General features: G+C 68.4%; 3 protein-coding genes. All 3 read left to right on the top strand.

From position 1 onward, the window contains the following. Positions 1 to 175: 175 nt before the first annotated feature. Complete coding sequence (locus AC1D12_RS32310; protein WP_156155156.1) at positions 176 to 706, top strand: TlpA family protein disulfide reductase; 531 nt, start codon at positions 176 to 178, stop codon at positions 704 to 706. A 2-nt stretch (positions 707 to 708) separates the two neighbouring features. Next, a complete protein-coding gene (locus AC1D12_RS32305; protein WP_047511913.1) occupies positions 709 to 942 on the top strand; it encodes a DUF4266 domain-containing protein in 234 nt (77 codons plus the stop codon). A gap of 10 nt (positions 943 to 952) precedes the next feature. Then, on the top strand, positions 953 to 1,863 hold a 911-nt coding region (locus tag AC1D12_RS32300), incomplete at its 3' end, for a DUF3570 domain-containing protein (protein WP_477845235.1).

Here is a 1,863-nt window from a genome sequence, read left to right as displayed (position 1 = left end):
CCTTCAACGTCGGGCTCGGCACCCGCGTGTTCCTGAAGGACTGGATGGCGCTGCAGGTCGACATGCGCGACCACATCTTCACGCTCGACCTGCTCGGCAAGCGCCAGAACACGCAGAACCTCGAGCTGACCGGCGGCATCACCTTCTTCTTCTGAGTCTCTACCGAGAACCCTTCATGAGCTCTTCCTCCCCTTTCGCCAGTTTCCTGCCCAGATTCCTGCGGGCGGCGGCCGCGCTGCTGCTGAGCACCGGCCTGGTGGTGGCGCCCGTGCAGGCGGCTGCACCGATGACGCCGGCGCCCGACTTCACGCTGCGCACCCTCGAGGGCAAGAACCTGCGCCTGAAGGAGCAGCGCGGCCAGGTCGTGCTGGTGAACTTCTGGGCCACCTGGTGCGCGCCGTGCCGCCAGGAGATGCCCAAGCTGAACGCGCTGTACGACAAGTACAAGGGCTCGGGCTTCGTGCTGCTGGGCGTCAACGTCGACGACGATGCGCGCAATGCCGCCACCGTCGCGGGCAAGCTGGGCGTCACGTTCCCGGTGCTGTTCGACACCGACAAGAACGTCAGCAAGCTGTACGACCTGAACAGCATGCCGTCGACGGTGCTGATCGACCGCGACGGCCGCGTGCGCTTCCTGCACCGCGGCTACCAGGACGGCTACGAGAACACCTACGACAAGCAGATCCGCGACCTGCTGAAGGAATGAACATGGGCTGCCAACGCAGAGCACTCGCCGTTGTCGTGACGCTGGCCTCGCTGCTGGCCGGCTGTGCCGCGCCCGAGCCGTGGGTGAAGCCGTACGAGCGCGAGCGCCTGGCCGATCCGATCATGCGGCTGTCGCGCGACGCGCTCGCCGACAAGCACCGCGAGCACATCTACGACGTGCGCGAGAGCGGACGCGGCGCCACCGGCGTGCAAGGGGGCGGCTGTGGTTGCAACTAGCGCCTGCTGGGTGCGTCGCCTGCGCCGTGCGCTGGCGCGCCGCCCGCACCACCTGATGCGCGCGGGCCGCGCGCTCGGCGTGGTGGTCGGCGGTGTGGCGGCGGCAGGAGCGGCCTATGCCGTCGACCTGCCCGAAGACCGTGCCGACGCGATGTACCACTTCTTCGACGGCGGCGGCACGCGCGCCGACGGCCCGGCGCTGCTGATCCGCAAGAAGGTCGCCGACCGGCTGTCGATCAGCGGCTCGTACTTCATCGACTCGGTCAGCAATGCGTCGATCGACGTCGTGACGACCGCGAGCCCCTACAAGGAAAAGCGCACCGAATACAGCCTCGGCGCCGACTACGTCTACCGCGACGCGCAGGTGTCGATCTCGGGCACCACCAGCGACGAGCCCGACTACAAGGCGAACACGGTGAGCCTGGACGTCTCGCAGGAGGTGTTCGGCGGCATGACGACGATCAGCCTCGGCGCGACGCGCGGTGCCGACCAGGTCGGCTCGCGCTACGAGGGCATGTTCGACCGTGCGCAGCACTGGCGCTATCGCCTGGGCGTCACGCAGATCCTGACGCCGCGCTGGCTCGCGAGCGCGAACCTCGAGGCGGTCTCCGACAACGGCTACCTCGGCAACCCGTACCGCGTGGCCCAGGTGTTCGGCACCCTGGTGCAGGAGCGCTACCCGCGCACCCGCTCGAGCCGCGCGCTGAAGCTGCGCGCCATCGGCGACATCGGGCAGGGCGAGCAACGCGCCGCGCTGCGCGCCGAGTACCGCTACTTCTGGGACAACTGGGAGATCAAGGCGCACACGCTGGAGCTGGGCTACACCCGCTACTTCGGCGCGCAATGGCTGGGCGAGGGCTTCGTGCGCTACAACACGCAGAAGCAGGCGCTGTTCTACGCCGACAACGCGCAGAGCGAGAC

Source organism: Rhizobacter sp. P1_G5 (assembly GCF_056405435.1).
This window is presented reverse-complemented; position numbering and strand designations above follow the sequence as displayed.

Excerpts from the sequence above, each read along its gene's own strand:
- AC1D12_RS32310 (WP_156155156.1), top strand. The coding sequence starts at position 176 with ATGAGCTCTTCCTCCCCTTTCGCCAGTTTCCTGCCCAGATTCCTGCGG.
- AC1D12_RS32305 (WP_047511913.1), top strand. The coding sequence starts at position 709 with ATGGGCTGCCAACGCAGAGCACTCGCCGTTGTCGTGACGCTGGCCTCG.